The following is a 23,547-nucleotide window of genomic DNA, read 5'->3' as shown; positions in this document are numbered from 1 at the left end:
CAAATTAGTGCAGGTTTTGTTTATACCATTTTCCCCGCAAACGTATTTCTCATGAAATTCTAATCTTATTCCAATGGTGTTGTCATTATTATTGGTTAAGATGTAGTTAATAAGAAATAAGGAGGAAAAACAAATGAACAAAAAAATTGGAATAATCGTTGGAGCCATCGCATTGACTGGAATTGTCGGGACAGGAATTTATCATACAGAAGCATCAGAAGCCTCAGAACCAAATGAAGAGCAAGTACAAATTACAGAAAAAGAAAACGTAACAATGGAAGAGGCAACGAAAAAGCTGGAAGAGGAATATCAAGGAACCATTAAAGAATTAGAATTAGATAAAGAAGGAAATAACCTTTACTATGAAGCGGAAATTATCGCTGACAATCAAGAATATGATGTGGTCATAGATGCCGCTTCCGGTGAAGTTGTTTATGAAGAAAAAGACGATGATGACAGAGATGAAGAAAGAAACATGGAAGCAGACCAGCAAAAAGCAAACAAAGAAAATGAACAGAATCATGTTGACAGGAGCAACTTCATAGCACAAGAAGAGGCAATTGAGATTGCTAAACAAGAATTTGATGGGGAAGTTGTCGAAATGGAATTCGATCATGATGATGGCAAATATGTTTATGAGCTGGAGCTTGTTAATGGGCAGAAAGAAGCAGACATCGATATTCATGCTGAAACAGGAGATATTCTTTCCTTGGAAGTTGACTATGAAGACGATTGATAAAAATAAATAAAGGAAAAAAGGGGGCAATTCTGTCCTCTTTTTTGCGTTTGGGAAATTTATCATGGAGAACGGTCCGGAAACTCCCATTGCGTGAAAGTTCGTTTTATATTGAGGAGTTCGTATAGCGACGTATAAAAAATGTGGAAGTACAAAATATAAAAATGGACAAGTTTATTCGAACACAAGCAAATGAAAGTTTTTATATTATGAAGTGTTTTACACGTGAAAAAAGAGGGTAATTAATTATAAGATAAATGTTTGAGAAGGGATTAATTAGGAGGATTTGTTATGAAGAAGGTCACATTGTTTTTCAGTGAAGACAATCAGGCATCGGAGAAGGTAAAAGCATTTCTGGATGAAAATGATGTTACCTATGAACTGAAAAATGTTACCAAAAACAAAGCATACTTAAAAGAACTGCAAGAAATGAAAGTTTTTGGAACACCGACACTTTTTATTGAGGGGAAGAAAATAGAAGGAGTGCAGAAGAATAAAATTCGATATGAGTTAGGATTAGGTAATAATTCAAATAATGACGCGTTTTCCTTTGAAAATGTGTTTAGAGATCAATAAAGAGAATGCACATATACGCTTTCATTTGCATAAAATGGCAGTAATCGAAAACATCAAAAGCAAAAGAAGGTGAGAAATGTGCAGTATCAAAGAAATGCGCCCCCTAATGAATGGAATAGAAATCATCCGTATATACCAAATTCTTCAAATATAAGTCAACGTAACATGAGGCAAGAGCTTACTCCATATGAATTGTTTTCAAAGCCAGAATTGCCAACACAATATTTAATGTCCCAGCAACAAACCCAGTCACAAGCGGCTGTTGGTACAGGCGGGACGAATGAGAATAATCCGCTTAATTTTGACACGGTGATCAGCAAGGTGGGCCAATTGGCAAGCACTTACCATCAAGTATCACCTATCGTCAAACAATTTAGTACGTTTGTAAAAGGATTCATGTAAGTATATATCAATCAAATTCAGAAAAAATAAGGTTATCCTCCTGGTTCAATCACAGGAGGCGATTCCATGAAGTGCGTAAATTTGTAAAAGGAGAAGAAAATTATGACAGGATGTTTAATTATTCATGGGTATACAGGAGGGCCCTATGAAGTGGAGCCATTGGCAAATTATTTAAGAGACAGCTCGGACTGGCATATAAAAGTACCAACCTTGCCGGGACATGGAGCAGAATTAAATTTGGAAGATGCTTCTTATGAGGCCTGGATTCAGGCAGCGGAAGAAGAATTACAAACACTTGTTGAACAGTTCGATACCGTTTATATTATCGGATTTTCTATGGGTGGAATGATTGCTTCCTATTTAGCAGCAAAATACGACATTACCAAGCTTGTGCTGTTATCCACTTCCGGCAAATATTTATCCTTTAAACAGATAGGCTTAGATGTTGCCGGCATCATAGGGGACGGGTTGCGCGGTCATTTAAAAGAAAATCAATTATTCCATCATTATAAAAAGAAAGCAGGAGTCGTACCGTTTAAAGCGCATATTGAGTTTATGAAATTGGTTCGTTTTACAAGAAAATACTTGGATAAAGTAAATACGCCCGTGTTAATTGCCCAAGGACAGCTTGATGGTATGGTTCCTTATAAAACAGCTTATTATCTGGATAAAGAAATCCATTCGAAGGAAAAAGAAGTTGTCTTCTTTGAAAGATCCAAACACTTAATTTGCCTGGGAACGGATAAAGACACATTAAATAATATGGTTTATGATTTTCTAATGGAATCAACTGCATGAAAAAATGCTGGGATAAACTCCCAGCATTTTCTATTATTTTTTAAAAAAGGAAATAACAAGGGCTCCTTCCCCACCGTACGTTGATATAAGTGGACCGGACTCCTCTAAAATAGCATCGTAAAAAGCATATTTACTGCGGATTTTTTCAAGTACACGGAGCGCTCTTTCTTTGTCTCGGCAGTAAGTCATGGTAATGATTTTATTCTCTGCATCTTGTGTATATTCTCCGATTTGATCAACGAATCGTTGTAAAGATTTCTTTTCGCCGCGTACTTTTTCTGCGACATCGATTTTCCCTTCATCTGTTGCTTTCATCAGTATTTTTATGTTTAACGTTTTTGCAATCTTTCCTTTCATTTTCTCTAACCGGCCACCTAAAACAAGGTTATCTAAACTTTTTAATACAAACAGGGTAGCAGTCTGTTCAATGCGTTCGCTCAGATGATCGACTAACTGCTCAAAGGAGCTTCCTGCCTCTATTCTTCTATTTGCTTCATGCATCAACAGACAAATGCCGCAGGAAGCAGTCTTTGTATTAAGAATTTCAATGACACGGCCGGGTTCTTCATCTAATAATAGCTTTTTTCCGGCCACAGCGTTTGCATAAGTACTGCTTATTTCATTGGATATACTTAACATCAGAATCGGTTTTTCAGACGGAATTTGTTTATATGCTTCATAAAAATCGGATGGGCTGGGAGCTGCTGAACGAGGCACTTCTCCCAGTTCTTTTACTTTCTGATGGAATAATTCAATATCCATTGTTTGTCCGCTTTTATACTGCCCGTCACTGAAATGAAGATATAGCGGAACGATTTTCACGTGAAGTTTATTTTGTAAGAATAAAGGCAGATCAGCAGAGCTGTCGGTCATTAATTGAATGGTCATTGATTCACCTGCTTCGTATGTTTTCATTTATAATTTTTTGTTGAAATAGTTACTTTGTCTTTTCGGGATGTACTCAGGATAAACAAAAATAATCCAAATACAATGATGGTTCCACCAAGGAACTGTGCCCAGGTCGGCGCTTCATTTAAAATCAGAAAAGCAAGGATGCTTGCGCCAATCGGTTCAAATACGGAAGCCATGGAAATCGTGGATGTGCTCAGCCATTTTAAGGACCAATTAAAAAGAGAATGGCCTAAAAAGGTCGGGATAATAGCTAAAGCAATAAATATCCACCAATGATCAGCGGGATAAGAGAAGAAATTTTCCTGCCGGATGACATTAAACAGTGTTAATATGATGGCACTGATTCCATAGACAATAAATGTATAGGTGATTAATGAAACTTTTTTCCGGACATGCTGACCGGATAAAAAGTAGATGGTCACCGCAATAGCCCCGAGCAATGCAAGCATGTCTCCATACAATGCGTTGCCTGACAACTGGAAATCTCCGGAACCTATAATCAATCCGCCAAGTAAGACGATGAATATGCTGATGATGGCTCCAGATGAAAAACGTTCGCCAAAAATAAAGTATGTTCCGATAAAAGCAAGCATCGGCTGAAGTGATATAAGTACAACGCTGCTGGCGATAGAAGTATAATGGAGTGATTCAAACCACAAAATAAAATAGAACGCTAAAAAGGTTCCGGCAAGAATGGAAAGCCACCAATTTTTTGTGGAAATACGTTTAAATTCGTGCTTATAATGAAATAAAATAAATGGCAATAAGAGTAAAACGGCAAACAAAAGGCGATAGTTAGCTATGATGGAAGCGGGTGCCTCTGTGGCAAGCCGGACAAAAATTGCTGTTGTAGATATAGAAAAAACCCCAATAACAACTGCAGCTTTAGGGTTAAATGCGGAATGACGCATGGTGATAACTCCCTTTTCACATTTTCAACATGATGTATTTTTCTTTCGCGTGTGTTCAAAGTGAAGAACTGAATGTGGGCGCATGATACATTCTTCATTGGGGAAGAGGTTCATCTCAAATAAAATGAATCTGGAAATTCCTAGTGCATACGCATACATAACTAACTACATTTTATCACGTAACGAAAAAAAAATCATTTTAATCAGTACACTGGATATCTGTTATGTAAATATGGTATCATTAGTAGAGCATTTTTATGGAGGCCTCTTAACCTTATTGAAATTGGTTATGCCTTTTTTGGCAAACAGGAACATACAGCGTTATTCTGTTTGTATAAAAGTAACGATTTTAATGGGATGAGTCATAGAAACCCCAACGGAGGCATTCACCCAAAAGGTTGTAGAATGCCAGGTTTTCTAATACTTTAAACATGGATAATGAATACGAACTAAAATACGTTATTCGTTTAATTGCTGATGTGGAGTGGTATGGTCATTCAATCAGCAATTTTTAGGTAGTGAATCAGTAATGAAAATACATCTGTATCGAAGCAGGATGATGCATAAAAACAGGTTGCCTCTTTTTCCGGGCTGCTCAGAGATTGTTACTGATTTGTATAATAAGATGAAAAGTATGAGAAACTCTTAATAACTACTTTCTTTATAGATGAGGTTCAAAAGCCCTCGAATAAGAAGCGGCTGGATAGTGACATTCTGCTAAGAACATGCTTGTCTCGGGATTGGAACTTTTCGTTCCAACAAAGAGCGTTGCGATGACGCATCTCACTCGAAAGCAAGTGTGGCGGCTGCAGAAGTCATCCTATCCTGTAAAAGCTGATTGCCGTGGCTATTTTGAACATGCACTTATAAGGCCTCTTTTGCAATAAAAATAAAAAGGAGTCGACGATTACGTGACTAAATTTAATGAACTAGGTGTTTCTGCGCCAATAATGAAAGCTTTAGAAGAAATGGGGTTTGAAGAAGCAACCCCGATTCAAGCAGAGACGATTCCATATGCGCTGGAAGGAAACGATGTGATTGGACAAGCGCAAACTGGTACAGGGAAAACTGCAGCATTTGGTATTCCTTTAATTAATAAAATCAATCCAAAACTGAGAAAGGTACAAAGTTTAATTATTGCGCCTACGCGTGAACTGGCTATTCAAGTAGCTGAAGAAATTAACCGCCTTTCTAAATTCAAACGTATACGGGCACTTGCTATTTTTGGCGGTTCACCAATGGATCGCCAAATTCGAGCTTTAAAAGGTGGTCCACAAATTGTGGTGGCAACACCGGGACGTTTAATGGATCATATGCGTCGTAAAACGATTCGTATTGATGAAGTGCATACAGCTGTTCTTGATGAAGCAGATGAAATGCTTAATATGGGCTTTATTGACGATATCCGCGAGATTTTAAAAGGTATTCCGGAAGAGAGACAAACATTGCTTTTCTCTGCGACGATGCCAAAAGAAATTCGCGATATTGCGACGACACTGATGAAAGAGCCTAAAGAAGTCAAGGTAAAAGCAAAAGAAATGACAGTAGAGAATATTGATCAGTATTTTATTGAAATTCCAGAGAAATTTAAATTTGAAACGTTAAATAATCATTTAGATATTAACTCTCCGGAATTAGCTATCGTTTTTGCAAGAACAAAAAAACGTGTGGATGAAATTACAGAAGGACTTCAGGCAAGAGGTTACCGAGCGGAAGGAATCCATGGTGACTTAACCCAAGGAAAACGTATGTCTGTATTGAATAAATTTAAGCAAGGGCGAGTGGATGTTCTTGTAGCAACAGACGTAGCAGCCCGCGGATTAGATATTTCCGGTGTAACACATGTTTATAACTTTGACATTCCGCAGGATCCGGAAAGTTATGTTCACCGCATTGGCAGAACCGGCCGTGCAGGAAAAACCGGGGAAGCTATATCCTTTATTACACCAAGAGAAATGGCGCACCTGAGCTTGATTGAAAAAACAACAAAAAGTAAAATGAAGCGTTTAACGCCTCCTACTAACCAGGATGCACAACGCGGACAGCAGCAAGTAACGGTGGATAAAGTGAAAAAGGCAATTGATCAAAAAGATTTGAAGCCTTATTATGAAGCTGCAAAAGAATTACTAAATGATCATGATTCCGTTACCGTTATTGCTGCGGCGATAAGCATGATGACGAAAGAAAGAAGAGATACACCAGTACGTATTTCTTCCGCTGCACCAATTAGTGTGAAAAAAGCTAAGAATGATAATAATAACCGCGGTAACAATAAAAAACGCTATTATGGCGGACGCGGACAAGGTGGACGCAATCAAGGCGGCAGAAATCAGGGCGGTAGAAACCGCAAAGGTAAAGGGAATTACCAACGTAAAAGAAGAGATGACCGTTAATCAACGTCAGTAAATAAAAGGATGAAGCATCGTTCTTGCAGAACATTGCCTCATCCTTTTATTTTAGGTATCCGAACAGAGCGAACGGATAGAGCGTATGTCGATGAGACGAGTGATTGAAGTCTAAAGAGAATAGTCTGGGGCAGTGGAGCAACGACAAAAAGAAGTATTTACTCGTTATTTAAAGTAAATACTTCTTTTTTTACATTATTTATTTAGAGAGTTCAGATAGTGCATCTCGATTAGCGATAATGGTTACATTCGCATGCTGTTGTAAAATAGAAGCCGGAAAATCTTCTGTTACAGGTCCATTCACTAATTTCTCTAATGCTTCTGCTTTTTGTGAACCAGATACGATAAGAATAATTTGTTTGGACTGCATAATCGTATCGATTCCCATTGTAATGGCTTGTGATGGTACATCATCAATGGAATCGAAAAAGCGTGCATTTGCTTGGCGGGTAGATTCATCCAAATCAATAATATGGGTTTGCATGGAGAAAGGTGTTCCTGGTTCGTTGAAACCAATATGCCCATTTAAACCAATTCCTAAAATTTGAATATCTACGCCACCTGCTTGTTTAATCGCTTTTTCATAGCGATTACATTCTTCCTGTAAATCATGTGCATCTCCATTTGGCAGATTAACCTGGCCGCCATTGATATCAATATGATTAAACAGGAGGTGATGCATGTAGTAGTAATAGCTTTGATGGTTATCTTTGTTAAGTCCGACATACTCATCTAAATTAAAAGTTGTCACATCTTTAAAAGAAATATTATCTTCTTTATGCGCTTTAATGATTTCTTCATATAATCCTTCTGGTGTTGATCCCGTTGCTAAACCAAGGACACTGTCTGATTTTTCGTTTATTTGTTCTACTAGTTTTTTGGCTGCCAGCTGACTCATCTCTTTATAGTTTTCTGCTCGAATAATATTCATTATTTTCCCCCTATAATGTAGATATAAATTATTATTTGTTTTCATTATACCGTTTCTTTGATGCTTCTGCTACTAGCTTGTACTTGATTGCCGATAATAATGGTAAAGATATTTTTATGCTCTCTGCTGCATACAAGGTGGTTGATATTTATTATGTCGTCAGCCAGAACTTTTTCATCTATATGAAAAAAGCTGGGCATGAAAAATCATGTCCAGCTGCTGACTTTATAAAATATTCGCCTGTCCTAATAACCATAAGATAGCAATAATAGCGACTATGATCCATAGCATATTTTTACGGATGCCCTCTGGTATTTTCTTTTTTCTGTTCCACCGGTTTGGATCGAATTGCGGGCCATCATCGTCATCAACATATTTTCTTTTTCGCGGCCGCGGCCGTACCCAAGGTGAATAACTCTTCACTCCTGCTAAGAGCAGCGGTGCATAGATAAAACCACTGAAAATACCGAATAAATGCCCAAGTATACTTATATTGCCCCGCAGGAAAGTCATAACCAGTGCAATAGCTACAATCACACCAACAATCTGGCTGCTGGACTGATCGATTAAATCTTTGCGGAAAATAACCATATAGACGTATATTCCGAACAAACCGAAAATCGCGCCAGATGCTCCTAAATGAGCATAAGTAGGCGATTCGATAAAGTAAATCACAATATTAGCTGTGGCAGCTGTACCAACATAAGCTAAAATAAATTTGATTTTGCCAAGCATCTGCTCCAGTGCTGGACCGAACAGCACCAGCGAAAAGGAATTAAACAGCATATGCATAAAGCCGGCATGCAGAAAAATCGGTGTGAAGATTCTCCACCACTCTCCTTGTGCAATACCAGCATTAATGCCTACACCGAAAAATCGGATATATTGGCCGATTTGTAAATGTAGAAAATCAATAATGAACCAAAGAAATATATTAATCCCGACAATGATGGTTACGATAGGGTATAATTGAAAAAATTCTTTGATGCTTCGTTCCGTTCTTATAAACATATTTTGCCTCCCATAGCCAACGCTTCAAACTGATTAAGTTATCCTATATAATATAATAAGTAATTATATTGATTATGACCATTAAAAAGGCGTAACGATACATGGAATAATATTTAGGAGTAGTGACAATGATACTTGGAACAGGTGTGGATATCGTTGAGTTAGCGAGAATTAAACGGTTGCTTGAAAAAAATAACCGTTTTTCGGAGCGTATTTTAACAAAAGCAGAACAGGAAAAAGCAAAGACTTTATCAGCTCATAGGCGGATAGAGTATGTAGCAGGCCGGTTTGCTGCCAAAGAGGCTTTGGCTAAAGCAAATCGTACCGGAATAGGAAAACTGAGCTTTCAACAAATCGAAATTAGAAATCATGCGAACGGTGCACCAGAGATGCAGGCAGAAGGAATGAATGATATTCATATCCACTTGTCTATCTCCCACAGCAGGGAGTATGCTATTGCACAGGTTTTATTAGAAAAAGAACCGGATATAGAAACATAATAGCATTCTAAAAATGCATAAACGCATAGTTTGTCTCATATATTTTATTGCGGTAGGAGGGAACGAATTTGTATATTGTTACCGCGGAAGAAATGTACAAGGTTGACCGGGAAACCATCAGCACCATTGGACTTGACGGAAAAATACTCATGGAGAATGCAGGGAGAGAAGCAAGTAAAGAAATAGAGAAGCGGCTGACTGGAAAAGAAAAAATCGTTATTTTGGTTGGCAGTGGTAATAATGGCGGGGATGGTTTTGTCATTGCCCGCGTCCTGTCAGAAGCAGGTTATCAGGTCAAAACCATCCAGGTTGCACCAGATGAAAAAATAACGGGAGATGCAGCTTATCATAGGGAGGTTTATAGGCAATTTGGCGGCCAGGTGGAGCGTTATGATGCAGATAGCATAGAGACGGTTCTCCAAGGAGCAGATGTGATTATTGATGCTATGCTTGGTATTGGTGTGAGTGGTGCATTAAGAGGAGATATATTAACGGTGACCAGCCAAGTAAATAAACAAAATGCATACGTTATTTCCATCGATATCCCAAGCGGACTTCCGGCAGATGAAGGTTCTTCAGATTTTCAAGCCATTGAAGCAGACGTTACGATTATGATTGGTGCCGTTAAACAATCCGCAGTCTGTCAGAACACATCCTCTTATTATGGGGAGTGGATTGTTGCTGATATCGGATTTCCTGAAAAACTATTTCAGACGCATACGCAAAAATGCTTGTGGACGTCTTCTCGTTTTCAGGAATCTTTTCCAGAGAGGGAAGTAAATTCGCATAAAGGAAACCATGGAAGAGGGTTGATTATCGGCGGGAGTGATCCAATGCCGGGATCCATCCTTATGACGACCAAGGCTGCTTTGCGAACAGGATCCGGTTTATTAACAACAGCGTCTGTCAGGAATGTTATTTCTATGATTGCAGGAAATAATCCCGAGGCAATGTATATCGCGACACCAGAAACAGATGGCAACATCGCCGGAATCGATCATATAGACTTATCCGGTTTTGATGCAGTGGCTGTTGGAATTGGTTTAGGAAGGAAGGAAGAAACGGCAAAAGGCATTTTTCCGGCACTGCTTCCATTTGAAGGACCAGTCATTATTGATGCTGATGGCCTTTATCATTTGAAATCGTATTTAACAGATTTCGGTTCAAGACAGGCTCCGCTTATTTTAACACCACATCCAGGAGAACTTGCGGCATTAATGGATATATCTGTTCCAGAATTACTTATGGAGCCTTTCCGATATAGCGCAGCATTTGCAAAACGTTATCACTGTTACCTTGTATTAAAAGGAAAGCATACCATCATAACGAGTCCGGATGGAAACCAGGCCGTGGAGTCAAGCGGAAACCCCGGACTTGCCAAAGGCGGCAGCGGAGATGTATTGACCGGAATGATTTTAGCGATGGTCATGCAAAGTGAATCTATTTTTGCAGGGATAACCAATGCTTGCTTCTTGCACGGAAAATCTGCAGACTTGCTAGTCCAAGAAAAACACTCGGAACAGGATTTGCTCGCAGGAGACGTTATTCAGGGTATTCCGGAAGCAATCCGTACATTTTCTTAAAACGTTGTATTGTTTTATACAAACAAATCGTTCCCTTTGTTAATTGAGACAAGGGAGATATGCTAATGATAAACAGACGTTTTTTCAGTGTCGTTTTACTATTAGGTGTATGTAGTTTGGTATTGGCAGCATGTGGGGAAAAAACGCAGGAAGATGTTGTAGAAGAATTGCAAGAAACAGTGGCAGATTTGGATGCGTATAAAGCAACAGCGGATATGACGATGAATACAGGGGAACAGGAGCAAACTTTTCTAATTGACATCTGGTATCAGGCAGATGACCAATATCGTGTGAAGCTTGAAAATGAAGCTGATCAAAACGAAAGTCAAGTGATTTTGAAAAATACGGATGGTGTCTTTGTGTTGACACCTGCCTTGGAAAAAAGCTTTAAATTCCAATCGGATTGGCCGGAAAACGGCAGTCAGCCATATTTACTTCAATCGCTTGTAAGTGATGTAATAAATGATCCGGAAGCGGAATTTGAAGAGACGGACGACCATTATATTTTCCGGACAAAGACAAATTATCAGAGCAACAATAATTTACCGGCACAGGAAATTTATTTTGATAAGTCCAGTCATACACCGGCTATGGTGAATGTGTTAAATCAAGATGGAGAACCACTGGTAAATGTGACGTTTCACGGATTTGATTTAGATGCAACCTTTGCGGAAGATGATTTTTCAATGGATAAGAATATGGAACAAGAGACAGGAGAAGAAAGTTCCAACGCAGAAGAAGGAGAAGCAATGGAAACAGCAGCAGAGGAAGTCCGCGAGCTGTATCCTACATTCACAGCTGGAGCAGAAGTGGCAGATAAGCAGGAAATTTCCTTAGATGATGGGGAACGTATTATTACGACCTATGAAGGAGAGAAGAACTTCACGCTTGTCCAGGAAGTCAGAGAAACCGCTCCAGTAAGCTCTGGTCCAGAAGTAGTAAATGGAGACATTGTGAATTTGGGAGCGACCGTTGCAGCGCTAGAGGGAAATGCATTAACGTGGAATTACCAGGGCGTCGAATACCAAGTGGCCAGCACAGAGTTGACGAAAGAAGAAATGATTGAAGTAGCACAATCTGTGCAGGGACAGTTAAGCAAATGATACGACGAAGACAAAAGCAGGCTCAAAATACCGGGCCTGTTTTTGTATGGGCTGTTTTTGATTCTGAGGTATGATTTTAACATATTGGCATATAATTAATAGACAGGTATTTATTTCATTGCATAAATACATTCATTCCAGCATGTTCGAAAAGTTGTTAACGGTTTTGATGGATGGAGCAAATCACTCTCGTCAAAGGCAACATCTTAATAACCGTTTTGAATAATGGCACAGGATCTAATTCTTAACACCTGTTCCAAAATCAAGATGAGGGTATAAATATTCATTTTAAATGCTCAAAAGTAATATATAGCTCAAAATTTAAGGTGCAAAACGACAAATTTACATGATTTTTTTATAATTTCGCCATAACCCCTTTGCAAATGTATGATGACAATGCTATCATATTATTAAATTGAATAACGAACGTTAATTGTTGGCGGGGGTGCTAGGATTTGGCTGAAAATAAAGAAGAAATTTTAGTGAAAATACCGAAGAATTTACTGAGTGAGGTGGATGGGTTGATGAAATATGAGAATAGTTCTGATTTAAACGACTTTATATGTGAAGCAACTCAAACTTATTTAAACCATAAAAAAGAAGAACACCTCCAACGTTTTCATGAAACAATGCAGCGCGGATATGAGGAAATGGCAAGAATTAATCTAACGATTGCTTCAGAGGCTTTTCAAGCTGAAGAGGAGGCTGAAATAACTCTAGAGCGCTCTGTGATCGGGGTGTAACACTTGTGATCGTTCAAAGAGGCGAGGTTTATTTTGCTGACTTATCCCCTGTGGTCGGTTCAGAACAGGGTGGCGTGCGGCCAGTTCTTATTATCCAAAACGATATAGGTAATCGATTTAGTCCGACTGTTATTGTAGCGGCTATCACTGCACAGATACAAAAGGCTAAACTGCCTACGCATGTGGAGATTGATGCAAAGCGTTATGGATTTGATCGGAATTCAGTCATTCTGTTGGAACAAATTCGTACATTAGATAAGCAGCGGTTAACGGATAAAATTACCAAATTAGATAAAGAAATGATGGAAAAAATCGATCAAGCATTAGAAATAAGCCTTGGCTTACGAGATGTGTACAGTAATAATTAATATGATTTTTCTGTAACTATGATAAAAAGATGGTTCTCTTAGAGAACTGTCTTTTTTTAATGGATGAAAAGACGCAGCTTTATTCAGGGGGGTTAGGAAAGGAAATTTTCCAATGAATGACGTTTTACTTTATAGTAAGATAAATGGGGGAGGCTGATCATGTTGAACACAATTATTTTTGATATGGATGATACTTTATATGACCAGGCGGCAACATTCAGAACAACATGTAAAAAAGTATTAAATGCACCTTTGTCGGATAAGGAACTGGATAATCTTTATCTGATAAGCCGGAAATATAGTGATGCGTTATTTGATGATCAAATGGCAGGTAAAATGACGCTGGAGGAAATGCATATACGCCGCATCAAAGATGCTTGTATGGACGTGGGAATAGAAATAACAGCTGAGCAAGCTTTGGCGTTTCAGAATATCTATGTTCAAGAACAAGGAAAAATAGCGTTATTTGATGAAGTTGTAGAATTACTGGATGATCTTGTTAGAAAGAAAAAACAACTGGCTATCTTGACGAATGGGACAGAAGCACATCAAAAGATGAAAATCAATCAGTTAAAATTAAGCAAATGGATTCCCGAAGAACATTTATTTATCTCAGACACAATCGGGTATTCCAAACCGTCGAAGCAAGCCTTTCATTTTATTGAGGATAAGCTTGCGTTGACAAGAGAAGAGACCGTTTATGTCGGTGATTCCTTTGCTAATGATATGGTTGGAGCTAAACAAGTTGGCTGGCAGGCATTTTGGATGAACCATCGTAAAAGGGAAATGCCAAAAAATGCGATAAAACCAGATAAAACGGTTTATAGTGCCAAGGAGTTACGAGAATTATTCTTGTGTTCCAGCAAGAAATAAATATTTCGATGTAGAAGAATTTTAACGGATATTTTAAAATGATTGATAGAACCCGCCTTATTTCCAGCAATGCTAGATATATACCATTTATGTTATACTAAAAAGGGATAAATACAGTGCTTTTTAAATAGTAGTTTTGTGTTTCTAGTTGATACAGCAAGAATAAAAAACAGTCATCATAATAAGAAATTTATCGAAAAAGAAAAAATGGAGGTACTACTTATGGATGAAAAGCTGAAAGAATTAATTATCAAAAACAGTGATTCTATTGTCGATAGTTGGATGGATGAAATCGGACGAATGAAATCAGGGAATTATACAGCAAGTATTTCCGATGAACTCTATGTAAATACCAACCGGGAATTTGTAAATGTTATTTTTGCAAGTATCCAGAATGAAGGCTCTTCCAAGTTAGTGGAGGAATTCTCGGAGAAGATAATCAATCTTGGCTGGCCGTTGAGTTACATCACTGATGGACTGCAGGTTTTTCGTCGTGTCACAATTGAGTTTTTATTAAAACAAGCAGACCAAGTAGATTCCAACCATTTTCAAAATGTCTTAACCAGTGTGGATGAGTGGGTAGAACCTTTAATCCGCCAACTAGTTAATGAATACACAGGAAATTGGGAAAATATGCTGTCTCTGCAACGGGTAGCACTGCAAGAGTTATCGGCACCGCTCATTCCGGTGATGGAAGGAATAACAATTATGCCGCTGATCGGTACCATTGATACTGACAGGGCAAAATTGATTATGGAAAACTTGCTGGAAGGTACCATTAAGCACAACTCCGAAGTTGTATTAATTGATATTACAGGAGTTCCAGTTGTGGATACAATGGTTGCTCATCATATTATTCAGGCAGCAGAAGCAGTCAGATTGATTGGATCCACATGTATTCTTGTCGGAATCCGTCCGGAAATCGCCCAAACCATTGTAAATATCGGAATTGATTTAAGTAAATTCCCGACCAGAAGCACATTGCAAAAAGGTTTTACAAAAGCGCTTGAGATTACGGACAGAGAAGTTGTTGAAATGCCTGCAAAAGGCAAGGGAATAGAAGATATTATGCGTTCTCTTAAGGAGGAATAACGGAATGCGAATACCTATTTTAAAGCTACATAACTATTTGTTAATTTCTATTCAGACGGAAATTGATGATCAGACAGCTATTCAATTTCAAGAAGACTTATTAGAGAAAATCCATCAAACAGATGCATCAGGTGTTGTTATTGATTTAACATCTGTAGAGATTATTGATTCCTTCATTGCTAAGGTGCTGGGTGATGTCGTATCTATGTCAGATTTAATGGGGGCACGTGTTGTATTAACCGGAATACAGCCGGCTGTTGCAATGACATTAATCGATTTGGGAATACACTTGCAAAAAGTCCCAACTGCATTAGATTTAGAACAGGGATTAGTGAAGCTGCACCAGGAATTAGGAGGTTAGTATATGAATCCGCGATCCTGTGTCAACATTCAAAAAGAGTGGGACATTGTAGGAGCAAGACAGCTTGGCCGGGAAATGGCGAAAGAAGTCGGCTTTGGGACCGTCGACCAGGCTAGAATTGCTACTGCAGTATCCGAGTTAGCTCGTAATATCTATTTATATGCTGAAAATGGACAAATTTGTTTTGAGCACATCTATACGAACAGTCAAAAAGGAATATTAATGACTGCAGTTGATGTTGGTCCAGGAATAAAAGATATCAGCCGTGTTATGCAAGATGGCTATACAACCTCTGGAGGACTAGGTGCTGGATTACCTGGAGTAAAACGTTTGATGGATGATTTTGATATAGCATCCACAGTCGGGGAAGGAACGCAAATTAAAGTGATTAAATGGACCAGATAGTTTCCGCTTCATCCTCCGGTCTTTTCATTTGAGTAACTTTCCTTGTTTCAAACAGTGAATGCAGCACGGACCATTCAGGTGTGATAAAGAGAAAATAACAGTGCGTTTAAAGGCACACGCACTTGAATTACCAATATTGGGGAAAGCCTTAAAAGAGAATAAAAGGTTCTGAGTATAGGGGGAGTAACCATCGTGAAAGAAACCATTGAGAAAAATACGGTAAAATATCAAGAACTATTACAGAAGTATATTGAAACACAAGACGAAAAAGCGTTATATGACCTTGAATTAATCAGTAAAGATTTTATTAAAAAAAATATCTTACCTGAAGAATTAATTAATTTGCATATCCAGGCAATGGAACATATTTATCCGGAACTGATGGAGGAGTACAAGCTTTCCATGGAATTTTTATTGGAAGCAACTGTTTTCTATGGTTTGGCATTGCAGGAAGTAGATTATTTAAGACAGGAAAAAGATGTGCTGACTTCTGAGATTTCGGTGGCTGCGAATATGCAAAAGACTTTACTGGGAACTAAAAAGCCGGAAATTAACGGACTGGATATTGGAGTTGTCAGCGTTCCTGCTCATCAGATGAATGGAGATTACCATCATTTTACGAAAGGAAGTAATGGCACTGTTGGAATTGCTATTGCAGACGTGATTGGAAAAGGAATACCGGCAGCACTTTGCATGTCCATGATTAAATATGCAATGGATAGCTATCCGGAAGCGACCATGTCCCCGAATAAAGTATTAGAAAACCTGAATCGGGTTGTCGAAAGAAATATTGATTCCAGCATGTTCATCACGATGTGTTATGCACACTATCTGCCAAAGGAAAGTAAATTAAGGTTATCCTCGGCAGGTCATGAACCGGGGTATATTTACCGCGCTGAAACAGGGACATTTGAAGAAGTCCGGGCGAAAGGCATTGTGCTTGGTGTTATGCCTGATGCGCAGTATCGGGAATATGAATTGGATATTGATAAAGATGATTTAATTATCTTTCTGACGGACGGTGTTTCAGAATGCAGGGATGGAGATCGTTTTATTGAAACGGAGGAACTGCTGGAAGTAATCCGGAAATATATTGATTTACCCGCGCAAGAACTGGTGGATAACGTGTATCAGTATTTTGAAAAACTTCAAGATTTCCAGTTACGGGATGATTTTACATTAATTGTTCTTCGTAAAGAGGTTTAAAGTTATAAATGCAGGGAATACAATATATTAGTTTAGTGTTAATGCTTGATAGAGAAAATGAAATTCCCGCAGTTTAACGGGACAACGGACTGCTGTTATCATTATTCATCAGATAGAAAGTTTGGTGGGTGAGGATGGAGCGCCTGTATAAATTCAGTTCATTTGACTGCCATTCCGTTAGGGAGATGGAACCCTGATGAATGCAGTTCTACTTTATCATTGTATCGTCATCTATCTATAATCTATATTTGTGATGACAGAGGGGGTTATTATGAATTTATCAGTTAATGTACAAGAAGAGAACCAAGTAAAAGTTTTAGAAGTGAGCGGGGAGATTGATGCCTATACAGCCCCGGAGTTAAAAAAATCATTAATGCCTTTAATCCAAGAGAGTGGTAATGAAATTGAAGTGGATTTAGAAAATGTAGCGTATATGGACAGCACCGGTTTAGGTGTGTTTGTTAGTGCTTTGAAAGCTTCAAAGGAAAGTGGGAGTCATTTCACTTTAAAAAATGTCCAGGGACGGGTGTATCGCATTTTTGAGATAACTGGTCTGAATGGTGTTATGGATATTAAAGCAGCGATTCGAGGTGGCAATGAGTAATGGAAGCATTTGATTATATCGAAATGAAGGTGCCGGCAAAAGCGGAATATATTGGAGTGATGCGCTTAACGCTTTCAGGCGTTGCTAATCGGGTAGGTTTTTCTTATGATGCAATTGAGGATTTGAAAGTTGCTATATCAGAAGCGATTACAAATGCTGTCGAACATGCATATGAAGAAAAAGAGTCCGGTGAAATCACAGTTGGCTTTGGCGTATATGATGACCGAATGGAAATCATGGTAGCAGATCGTGGAGGAAGTTTTGATCTGGAAGAGGTAAAGAATGAGACGGGACCATATAAAAACGATGAACCAGTTGAAAAAATTAGAGAAGGAGGTTTCGGCCTGTTCCTAATTGAAGCATTAATGGATGAAGTAAAAATTAACAACAAATATGGTGTAATGGTTATTATGACTAAATACAATAGAGAAGAAGAGGTGGACATGGATGACGACCAAATCTCAACCATTCAATAGAGGGGGAGATGAGGTTTACCAATGGATACGTGCACTTCAAGAAGATCCAGCAAATGAAGAAATACAGGAAAAAATTGTTTTAACCTACCAGAACCTTGTTGGATCCATTGCCCGGAAGTACTCCAAAAACAGTGCCATTCATGAAGACCTTGTGCAAGTCGGCATGATTGGATTGCTTGGGGCAATTAAGAGGTACGACGCTTCCTATGGTAAGTCGTTTGAATCATTCGCAATCCCAACCATTATCGGTGAAATAAAACGATTTATACGGGATAAAACATGGAGTGTGCATGTCCCTCGCCGTATTAAAGAATTGGGACCGAAAATCCGAAAAAGTGCTGATGAACTGACGGCTAAAAATCAAAAATCTCCTACCATTCAAGAAATTGCAGAATATATTGGTGTACCAGAAGAAGAAGTATTAGAAACAATGGAAATGAGCAAAAGTTATAAGGCACTATCTGTGGATCATAAAATTGAAGCTGATTCAGACGGCAGTACCGTTGCTATTCTTGACTTAATTGGCAATGATGATGATAGCTTTAAGAATTCAGAGCAAAAAATGATGCTTGAAAAAATCCTTCCTGTTTTATCCGAACGGGAACAGGTCATTTTAGAATGTACCTACTTTAAAAATATGAGTCAGAAAGAAACGGGGGAAATGCTGGGTATATCCCAAATGCATGTCTCACGTCTTCAAAGACGAGCACTCCGAAAACTACGAGAAACCATGCAGTCAGAAAGTACGGAGGTATTCGATTGATTTCAGGTAAATATGTAGATGTTTCCGTTTATCAAAAATCTAAAAAAGGTAATCATTTTTGTGGAGACAGTTACTTTTTTATAGAAGAAGACCAGCTATTTTTAGGAGTGCTCGCAGATGGTCTGGGAAGCGGAGAGATTGCAAAAGAATCCTCGCAAGTTGTTGTCGATATTGTGAAGCAGCATAAGCATCAAACAGTCAAAGAAATTATTGATTTATGTAATAAACAGCTTGTTGGCATGCGTGGAGCCGTAATGGGAATTCTGAAAATAGACTTTATCGACCAATCCTTTACTTTTTCCTCCATTGGGAATATAGGTATCATTATTTTGGAACAAGGATGTAAAAAGAAGCGAAATATTCCAAGTTCTGGATATCTCGGCTCGCGTTATCGAGGAGTAAAGGTAATGACAGAGAAGTTAAACGATGGAACCAATTTTATTGTGTTTTCGGACGGCGTGAAGGATAAAGAGCTATCAGCTTATTATTTTAAAGATTATAATGTTGAACGGATTACCGATGCTTATAAACAAAACATCCATCATACCAGACAGGATGATACAACATTAATGGCAATTAGATATAAAGGGGAAAAAGGTTGATTTGTATGAAATAACATGGACACGGGTTCATTTGTTATGGATAACAGATCAATCTTTTTAATATGCAGAAAGCACGAACTTGTTTATTTTGATACAATAAGGAAGGATAGTAAGGAGGAGAAATATAGTGAAAGCAGACGAAAAGCTAATTGAAATTGTATCAAAAGATACCAGTGTACAAAATAATATTGTTTCTAAAGTTATTTCTCTTTTGGATGAGGGGAATACAGTTCCGTTTATTGCCAGATATCGAAAAGAAGCAACAGGCGGGTTGGATGAAGTAAAAATAAAAGAAATACAGGACAGATGGACGTATGTTCTTCACCTGTCTGAACGGAAACAAGAAGTGCTTCGTATTATTGACGAGCAGGGAAAATTAACAGATGAATTAAGAAATGACATTGAAAAAGCGACACAGCTTCAAAAAGTAGAAGATTTATACCGTCCTTATAAGCAAAAACGTCGTACCAGGGCCACCATTGCCAAGGAAAAAGGGTTAGAGCCGCTGGCGCTGGTTATCTGGGAACAGAAGGAAGCAGTGGATCTAGAACAGCGAGCAGCACAGTACTTTTTAGAGGAACATGAACTAAATACAGTGGAAGAAGTGCTGCAAGGAGTCAATGACATTATTGCGGAATGGATTTCAGATGAACCGGCTTACCGTGAATTTATTCGTAATACTACGATGAAACAAGGAACCATGCAGTCTGAAGATAAAAATAAAGAAGCGGATGAAAAACAGGTATTTGAAATGTATTATGAATACAGTGAAACCATCCGTTCTTTGGTGTCTCATCGTATTCTTGCATTAAACCGCGGTGAAAAAGAAGGGATTTTAAAAGTGCAGGTAGAAGCGCCTGTGGATAAAATCATTTCCTACTTGGAAAAAAAGGTGATCAAAAATGCTTGTCCACAAAACATGAAGGAACTGTTAACAGCTGCCGTGGAAGATAGTTATAAACGGTTGATTGAGCCGTCAGTGGAAAGAGAAATCCGCAGTGCATTGACAGAAAAAGCAGAGGCACAGGCGATTGAAGTTTTTTCTGTGAACTTAAGAAACCTATTACTTCAACCACCGTTAAAAGGGAAAGTAATTCTTGGAGTTGACCCGGCCTTCCGGACAGGCTGTAAGTTAGCTGTTGTGGATGAGACTGGGAAAGTTCATCAAATTAATGTAATTTATCCTACCGCTCCAAAGAAAGATGTGAAAGGCGCAGAAAAAGTTGTCCTCCATATCATTCAGCAGTTTGGTGTGGAACTGGTTGCGATTGGGAACGGGACAGCATCCCGAGAAACAGAACAATTTGTTTCGGATGTGCTAACAAATAACAACCTGGATATTCCATACATTATTGTGAATGAAGCAGGAGCAAGCGTGTACTCTGCTTCCGCTCTGGCAAGAGAAGAATTCCCTGATCTGCAGGTAGAGGAAAGAAGTGCTGTTTCGATTGCCAGACGGGTACAGGATCCATTAGCTGAGCTGGTAAAAATTGATCCAAAGTCGATTGGTGTCGGCCAGTACCAGCATGATGTGAGTCAAAAAGAATTGTCCAATTCGTTGACATTCGTTGTAGAAACAGCGGTTAACCAGGTAGGAGTTAATGTGAATACAGCTTCTTCGTCTCTTCTCCAGTACGTATCTGGTTTAAGTAAAACCGTAGCGAATAATGTGATTAAGAAGCGGGAAGAGGAAGGAAAATTTACAAACCGTAAGCAGCTGAAGAAAATTCCTAGGCTCGGTGCTAAAACATATGAGCAGGCAATTGGGTTCTTGCGGATTGTAGATGGGGACACATCATTTGATCGCACCCCTATTCACCCGGAAACCTATCCACAAGCAAAAGCATTATTAAACAAACTTGTTTTTGATGAAAAAGATTTGGGTACAGAACCTTTGCAGAAAGAAATGGAAGGAATCGATAAACAAGCTGTTGCGGAAGAATTAGAACTTGGTTTGCCGACTTTAGAGGATATTATTGAGGCATTAAGCAAACCGGAACGCGACCTGCGTGATGATTTCCCGCAGCCTTTATTAAAGAAAAATGTCATGAATATGGAAGATTTAAAAACTGGGATGGAACTGCAAGGAACTGTCCGGAATGTGGTAGATTTCGGCGTTTTTGTTGACGTTGGTGTGAAACAGGACGGACTTGTGCATATTTCTAAAATGTCTAAGCAGTTCGTCAAGCATCCAATGGATGTTGCTTCTGTCGGTGATGTTGTTACTGTATGGGTGGATGATGTCAACGTTCAAAAAGGAAGGATTGCGCTTTCCATGATTCAGTAAAGAAGAAAGTAAGATAAATAAAAAAAGGAACTTCTGTATTGGGAAGTTCCTTTTTTATTTGCTATTATTTTACTGATTCTTCGTTTGCAGCTTCCACTTCATCAAGTGAAATACCGATTGCTTCTGCAACACCTTTCCCGTAATCCGGGTCAGCACGATAGCAATTATTAATGTGACGAAGTTTTACTGATTTGGATGCAGGCGCAATATCATCCGCTGTATTTTGGAAGAGCGCTTGTTTTTGCTCATCGGACATTAAGCGGAATAGTTTACCTGGTTGTTCGTAGTAAAGTGTATCGTCTACATCAAAGTCAAAGTAATCAGCATCTACATCTCTGCCGAGCTGTAATGCAGGCTCTTGATGTTCTTTGCTGTCTTCCCATTCTCCATATTGGTTCGGGCTATAGCTGACTTGTCCACCTTGGTAAGGGATAACACGCATAGCACCATCACGGTGATATGGATGGAAGTTTTTCGCGTTTTTCGGATAGTTAACAGGGATTTGCCAATGGTTTACGCCTAGACGGTAACGCTGTGCGTCTCCGTAAGAGAATAGACGGCCTTGTAACATTTTATCTGGAGAAAATCCAATTCCCGGAACAATGTTTGTAGGAGCAAATGCTGCCTGTTCTACTTCTTCATGATAGTTTTCAGGGTTTTTATTCAGTTCTAATTCACCGACTTCGATAAGCGGGAATTCATCTTTATACCATACTTTTGTTAAGTCAAACGGATTGTAAGGCATGTTCGCTGCTTCTTCTTCTGTCATTACTTGAATATACATTTTCCATTTAGGGAAGTTTCCTTCTTCAATGTTGTTGTATAAATCACGCTGATTGCTTTCGCGATCTTGACCAATCACTTTTGCAGCTTCTTCATTTGTAAGATTTTCAATTCCTTGTTCTGTTTTGAAGTGGAATTTAACCCATACACGCTCATTATTTTCATTATATAAGCTGTATGCGTGGCTTCCAAACAAGTTCATGTTGCGGAAAGATTTTGGAATACCACGATCAGACATGACGATGGTAACCTGATGAAGTGCTTCTGGTTGGTTTGTCCAGAAATCCCAGTTTGCATCAGCATTCTTCATGTTTGTTTTTGGATCACGTTTAACCACATGGTTCAAGTCAGGGAAACGTTTTGGATCTCTCATGAAGAAGACCGGCGTATTGTTACCAACTAAATCCCAGTTTCCTTCTTCTGTATAGAACTTCATAGCAGTACCGCGAATGTCACGCTCTGCATCAGCAGCGCCACGTTCACCGGCTACAGTAGAGAAGCGGATAAACATGTCTGTTTTCTTGCCAACTTCCGAGAAGATGTCTGCTTTTGTATATTTTGTAATGTCATTTGTAATGGTCAATGTTCCATAAGCTCCGGAACCTTTAGCATGCATACGACGTTCAGGAATAACTTCACGGTCAAAGTGTGCAAGCTTTTCAAGGAACCAAAAATCTTCCATTAATAATGGACCACGTTTACCGGCTGTTTTCGAATCATCATCATTTGGTACAGGAGCGCCAAATGCAGTGGTCATTTTTCTTTTATCGCTCATAAATTGTTCCCCTCCTAGTAAATTAACTACAATTATTATAATAACATAATAAATAGTAGATTGCTATTAATATTCTGTGTTATTTATATGACATTTTTTAATCATTATATAGAAGTCCTTTTTAACAGTGAACACCGTATTTGAAAACAATAAGCAAGGAAGGTTTATTTTCTGTTATTTTCTATTAATAAGAAATAAGCAGACGTACTTATGATTCTATTTATTATCAATTATTCATTTTAATTGAGAATAATAATGTGTGATGATGGAAGAGAATGAAAGTTCCTGATTTAAGTTTGTTATGTTAAAATGAGTCATTATTAGATTCATTATTTGTTTAA

General features: G+C 38.5%; 25 protein-coding genes. 20 read left to right on the top strand and 5 right to left on the bottom strand.

Features of this window, described 5'->3' with window-relative positions; translation table 11 throughout:
- The first annotated feature begins 133 nt into the window (after positions 1-133).
- The 4 genes from B7E05_RS17240 (at position 134) to B7E05_RS17225 (ending at position 2,512) form a co-directional block, all read left to right on the top strand.
- Entirely contained in the window at positions 134-736 is a 603-nt protein-coding gene (locus B7E05_RS17240) for a PepSY domain-containing protein (RefSeq protein ID WP_080875360.1), read from the top strand.
- Between the two features lie 291 nt (positions 737-1,027).
- On the top strand, positions 1,028-1,312 hold the full coding sequence (locus tag B7E05_RS17235) for a glutaredoxin family protein (RefSeq protein ID WP_080875359.1): 285 nt from the start codon (positions 1,028-1,030) through the stop codon (positions 1,310-1,312).
- 78 nt (positions 1,313-1,390) lie between these two features.
- Entirely contained in the window at positions 1,391-1,714 is a 324-nt protein-coding gene (locus tag B7E05_RS17230; RefSeq protein ID WP_080875358.1) for a YppG family protein, read from the top strand.
- A 102-nt stretch (positions 1,715-1,816) separates the two neighbouring features.
- Positions 1,817-2,512, top strand: a complete 696-nt coding sequence (locus B7E05_RS17225) for an alpha/beta hydrolase (RefSeq protein WP_080875357.1) — start codon at positions 1,817-1,819, stop codon at positions 2,510-2,512.
- 33 nt (positions 2,513-2,545) lie between these two features.
- On the opposite strand, the gene B7E05_RS17220 is transcribed toward B7E05_RS17225, so the two are convergent.
- Positions 2,546-3,400, bottom strand: coding sequence for a DegV family protein (locus B7E05_RS17220; protein ID WP_080875356.1), 855 nt, complete (start codon positions 3,398-3,400; stop codon positions 2,546-2,548).
- Between the two features lie 23 nt (positions 3,401-3,423).
- Entirely contained in the window at positions 3,424-4,335 is a 912-nt protein-coding gene (locus B7E05_RS17215) for a DMT family transporter (protein WP_080875355.1), read from the bottom strand.
- Positions 4,336-5,246: 911 nt separating this feature from the next.
- Between B7E05_RS17215 and cshA the strand changes: the two genes are divergently transcribed.
- Complete coding sequence (cshA, locus tag B7E05_RS17210; RefSeq protein WP_080875354.1) at positions 5,247-6,728, top strand: degradosome RNA helicase CshA; 1,482 nt, start codon at positions 5,247-5,249, stop codon at positions 6,726-6,728.
- A gap of 211 nt (positions 6,729-6,939) precedes the next feature.
- Here the strand turns inward: cshA and nagB are convergent, their stop codons facing one another.
- Positions 6,940-7,671 (bottom strand): glucosamine-6-phosphate deaminase, encoded by a 732-nt coding sequence (nagB, locus tag B7E05_RS17205; protein ID WP_080875353.1) that lies wholly within the window; start codon positions 7,669-7,671, stop codon positions 6,940-6,942.
- A 225-nt stretch (positions 7,672-7,896) separates the two neighbouring features.
- Complete coding sequence (locus B7E05_RS17200) at positions 7,897-8,682, bottom strand: rhomboid family intramembrane serine protease (protein ID WP_080875352.1); 786 nt, start codon at positions 8,680-8,682, stop codon at positions 7,897-7,899.
- A gap of 128 nt (positions 8,683-8,810) precedes the next feature.
- On the opposite strand from B7E05_RS17200, the gene acpS reads away from it, so the two are divergent.
- The 15 genes from acpS (at position 8,811) to B7E05_RS17125 (ending at position 21,648) form a co-directional block, all read left to right on the top strand.
- Positions 8,811-9,182 carry a holo-ACP synthase gene (gene acpS / locus B7E05_RS17195; RefSeq protein WP_080875351.1) on the top strand — a complete coding sequence of 124 codons (372 nt, stop codon included), beginning with the start codon at positions 8,811-8,813 and terminating at the stop codon, positions 9,180-9,182.
- Positions 9,183-9,250: 68 nt separating this feature from the next.
- The gene (locus B7E05_RS17190; RefSeq protein WP_080875350.1) at positions 9,251-10,765 is read left to right on the top strand and encodes an NAD(P)H-hydrate dehydratase; all 1,515 of its coding nucleotides are present in this window, start codon (positions 9,251-9,253) and stop codon (positions 10,763-10,765) included.
- A gap of 65 nt (positions 10,766-10,830) precedes the next feature.
- Positions 10,831-11,868, top strand: coding sequence for a LolA family protein (locus B7E05_RS17185; RefSeq protein WP_080875349.1), 1,038 nt, complete (start codon positions 10,831-10,833; stop codon positions 11,866-11,868).
- A 524-nt stretch (positions 11,869-12,392) separates the two neighbouring features.
- Positions 12,393-12,611: an antitoxin gene (locus B7E05_RS17180; RefSeq protein ID WP_425435117.1), complete on the top strand. Its 219-nt coding sequence runs from the start codon at positions 12,393-12,395 to the stop codon at positions 12,609-12,611.
- A 5-nt stretch (positions 12,612-12,616) separates the two neighbouring features.
- Complete coding sequence (locus tag B7E05_RS17175; RefSeq protein ID WP_080875347.1) at positions 12,617-12,979, top strand: type II toxin-antitoxin system PemK/MazF family toxin; 363 nt, start codon at positions 12,617-12,619, stop codon at positions 12,977-12,979.
- Positions 12,980-13,138: 159 nt separating this feature from the next.
- Entirely contained in the window at positions 13,139-13,852 is a 714-nt protein-coding gene (locus B7E05_RS17170; protein ID WP_245833141.1) for an HAD family hydrolase, read from the top strand.
- Between the two features lie 222 nt (positions 13,853-14,074).
- Complete coding sequence (locus B7E05_RS17165; protein ID WP_080875346.1) at positions 14,075-14,944, top strand: RsbT co-antagonist protein RsbRA; 870 nt, start codon at positions 14,075-14,077, stop codon at positions 14,942-14,944.
- A gap of 4 nt (positions 14,945-14,948) precedes the next feature.
- Complete coding sequence (locus B7E05_RS17160) at positions 14,949-15,305, top strand: STAS domain-containing protein (protein ID WP_080875345.1); 357 nt, start codon at positions 14,949-14,951, stop codon at positions 15,303-15,305.
- 3 nt (positions 15,306-15,308) lie between these two features.
- Entirely contained in the window at positions 15,309-15,710 is a 402-nt protein-coding gene (locus B7E05_RS17155; RefSeq protein WP_080875344.1) for an anti-sigma regulatory factor, read from the top strand.
- Between the two features lie 192 nt (positions 15,711-15,902).
- Positions 15,903-16,916: a PP2C family protein-serine/threonine phosphatase gene (locus B7E05_RS17150; protein ID WP_080875343.1), complete on the top strand. Its 1,014-nt coding sequence runs from the start codon at positions 15,903-15,905 to the stop codon at positions 16,914-16,916.
- A gap of 271 nt (positions 16,917-17,187) precedes the next feature.
- Positions 17,188-17,520, top strand: a complete 333-nt coding sequence (locus B7E05_RS17145; protein WP_080875342.1) for an STAS domain-containing protein — start codon at positions 17,188-17,190, stop codon at positions 17,518-17,520.
- A complete protein-coding gene (gene rsbW, locus B7E05_RS17140) occupies positions 17,520-17,996 on the top strand; it encodes an anti-sigma B factor RsbW (RefSeq protein ID WP_080875341.1) in 477 nt (158 codons plus the stop codon). The genes B7E05_RS17145 and rsbW overlap by 1 nt, the downstream gene beginning before the upstream one ends.
- Complete coding sequence (gene sigB, locus B7E05_RS17135) at positions 17,968-18,759, top strand: RNA polymerase sigma factor SigB (protein ID WP_080875340.1); 792 nt, start codon at positions 17,968-17,970, stop codon at positions 18,757-18,759. The genes rsbW and sigB overlap by 29 nt, the downstream gene beginning before the upstream one ends.
- Positions 18,756-19,361 carry a SpoIIE family protein phosphatase gene (locus B7E05_RS17130; RefSeq protein ID WP_080875339.1) on the top strand — a complete coding sequence of 202 codons (606 nt, stop codon included), beginning with the start codon at positions 18,756-18,758 and terminating at the stop codon, positions 19,359-19,361. Before sigB ends, B7E05_RS17130 begins: the two co-directional genes overlap by 4 nt.
- A 124-nt stretch (positions 19,362-19,485) precedes the next feature.
- Positions 19,486-21,648, top strand: a complete 2,163-nt coding sequence (locus B7E05_RS17125; protein ID WP_080875338.1) for a Tex family protein — start codon at positions 19,486-19,488, stop codon at positions 21,646-21,648.
- Positions 21,649-21,712: 64 nt separating this feature from the next.
- Here the strand turns inward: B7E05_RS17125 and B7E05_RS17120 are convergent, their stop codons facing one another.
- The gene (locus tag B7E05_RS17120) at positions 21,713-23,206 is read right to left on the bottom strand and encodes a catalase (protein WP_080875337.1); all 1,494 of its coding nucleotides are present in this window, start codon (positions 23,204-23,206) and stop codon (positions 21,713-21,715) included.
- Positions 23,207-23,547: the final 341 nt, after the last annotated feature.

Source organism: Oceanobacillus timonensis (genome assembly GCF_900166635.1).
GTDB classification, from domain to species: domain Bacteria; phylum Bacillota; class Bacilli; order Bacillales; family Amphibacillaceae; genus Oceanobacillus; species Oceanobacillus timonensis.
Note: the sequence above shows the minus strand (reverse complement) of the source record. Positions and strands in the feature narration are given on the sequence as shown.

Excerpts from the sequence above, each read along its gene's own strand:
- B7E05_RS17240 (WP_080875360.1), top strand. The coding sequence starts at position 134 with ATGAACAAAAAAATTGGAATAATCGTTGGAGCCATCGCATTGACTGGA.
- B7E05_RS17235 (WP_080875359.1), top strand. The coding sequence starts at position 1,028 with ATGAAGAAGGTCACATTGTTTTTCAGTGAAGACAATCAGGCATCGGAG.
- B7E05_RS17225 (WP_080875357.1), top strand. The coding sequence starts at position 1,817 with ATGACAGGATGTTTAATTATTCATGGGTATACAGGAGGGCCCTATGAA.
- B7E05_RS17220 (WP_080875356.1), bottom strand. The coding sequence starts at position 3,400 with ATGACCATTCAATTAATGACCGACAGCTCTGCTGATCTGCCTTTATTC.
- B7E05_RS17215 (WP_080875355.1), bottom strand. The coding sequence starts at position 4,335 with ATGCGTCATTCCGCATTTAACCCTAAAGCTGCAGTTGTTATTGGGGTT.
- nagB (WP_080875353.1), bottom strand. The coding sequence starts at position 7,671 with ATGAATATTATTCGAGCAGAAAACTATAAAGAGATGAGTCAGCTGGCA.
- B7E05_RS17200 (WP_080875352.1), bottom strand. The coding sequence starts at position 8,682 with ATGTTTATAAGAACGGAACGAAGCATCAAAGAATTTTTTCAATTATAC.
- acpS (WP_080875351.1), top strand. The coding sequence starts at position 8,811 with ATGATACTTGGAACAGGTGTGGATATCGTTGAGTTAGCGAGAATTAAA.
- B7E05_RS17185 (WP_080875349.1), top strand. The coding sequence starts at position 10,831 with ATGATAAACAGACGTTTTTTCAGTGTCGTTTTACTATTAGGTGTATGT.
- B7E05_RS17180 (WP_425435117.1), top strand. The coding sequence starts at position 12,393 with ATGAAATATGAGAATAGTTCTGATTTAAACGACTTTATATGTGAAGCA.
- B7E05_RS17170 (WP_245833141.1), top strand. The coding sequence starts at position 13,139 with ATGTTGAACACAATTATTTTTGATATGGATGATACTTTATATGACCAG.
- B7E05_RS17165 (WP_080875346.1), top strand. The coding sequence starts at position 14,075 with ATGGATGAAAAGCTGAAAGAATTAATTATCAAAAACAGTGATTCTATT.
- B7E05_RS17160 (WP_080875345.1), top strand. The coding sequence starts at position 14,949 with ATGCGAATACCTATTTTAAAGCTACATAACTATTTGTTAATTTCTATT.
- B7E05_RS17155 (WP_080875344.1), top strand. The coding sequence starts at position 15,309 with ATGAATCCGCGATCCTGTGTCAACATTCAAAAAGAGTGGGACATTGTA.
- B7E05_RS17145 (WP_080875342.1), top strand. The coding sequence starts at position 17,188 with ATGAATTTATCAGTTAATGTACAAGAAGAGAACCAAGTAAAAGTTTTA.
- rsbW (WP_080875341.1), top strand. The coding sequence starts at position 17,520 with ATGGAAGCATTTGATTATATCGAAATGAAGGTGCCGGCAAAAGCGGAA.
- sigB (WP_080875340.1), top strand. The coding sequence starts at position 17,968 with ATGACGACCAAATCTCAACCATTCAATAGAGGGGGAGATGAGGTTTAC.
- B7E05_RS17120 (WP_080875337.1), bottom strand. The coding sequence starts at position 23,206 with ATGAGCGATAAAAGAAAAATGACCACTGCATTTGGCGCTCCTGTACCA.